An 842-nucleotide genomic window follows, 5' to 3' on the forward strand; every position below is an offset into this window, starting at 1 on the left:
TTTTGCCGTTACGCACCACCCCGTCAGTAGCTGAACAGGAGGGACAGCTGATAGAAACAGAAGCCACTGGAGCACCTCAAAAACACCATCATACACTAAATCAGTAAGTTGGCAGCATCACCCAGCGGACGTTCATCCGGTCCTCATTTACATTACGAGCTGGTCATCAATAACAATCCTGTTAATTCACTGTCGTTCCGGGCATCGGCACCCGCTGATAACAAACTCGAACAGCATGCCTTTGCGCATGCCAGAGACTACGAACGATACCTGGACTGATAACGGGACCGCGACGCGGCCCCGTTTGCCGGATTAATTTTTTTTATCGTTTTCACTTCCGTGATGTTGGTGATCCCCATGCCCTCCGTGGCCGTGGAAAAGATGCATTAGCGGGCAGACCAGCAATAACAGATATGGCCAGTAACCTGCCACATGTGACCAGTGTTCTCGCAGGAGGGCAAATGCCGCGATCGCGGCGACAGCAATAAGCGCATAGGTGGTACTTTTCATACTGGACTCCTTCTGTTCATAACAGACCCTTCACTCAGTGTTATTTCCCGAGCCTGACACTTTTCAGACGCAACGCATTCACAATGACGCTGACGGAAGAAAGAGCCATGGCCGCCGCCGCAATAACTGGCGACAGCAGTATTCCATACACAGGATAAAGCAGGCCTGCAGCCACCGGCACACCAAGTGCGTTGTAGATAAATGCAAAAAACAGATTCTGTCGGATATTTTTCATGGTGATCTCTGACAGATGACGGGCCCTGTTCAGTATCATCAGGTCGCCTTTGAGAAGGGTGACTCCGGCACTTTCAATTGCCACATCTGTACCCGTT

2 protein-coding genes and 1 pseudogene are annotated in these 842 nt (G+C 50.7%); all 3 read right to left on the reverse strand.

The window, feature by feature from the left end:
- A partial coding sequence (locus IM317_RS22070; RefSeq protein ID WP_096257578.1) for an IS1 family transposase occupies window positions 1-67 on the reverse strand: 67 nt, incomplete at its 3' end.
- A 245-nt stretch (window positions 68-312) separates the two neighbouring features.
- A complete protein-coding gene (locus IM317_RS22075; RefSeq protein WP_000843494.1) occupies window positions 313-510 on the reverse strand; it encodes a DUF2933 domain-containing protein in 198 nt (65 codons plus the stop codon).
- Between the two features lie 40 nt (window positions 511-550).
- Window positions 551-842 (reverse strand): annotated as a pseudogene (locus IM317_RS22080) (haloacid dehalogenase); the annotation flags it as partial.

The sequence above is a fragment of the Enterobacter cloacae complex sp. S3 genome (assembly GCF_014930495.1).
Lineage (GTDB): Bacteria > Pseudomonadota > Gammaproteobacteria > Enterobacterales > Enterobacteriaceae > Enterobacter > Enterobacter asburiae_B.

Coding starts and splice junctions, on each gene's coding strand:
- IM317_RS22075 (WP_000843494.1), bottom strand. CDS start 510: ATGAAAAGTACCACCTATGCGCTTATTGCTGTCGCCGCGATCGCGGCA.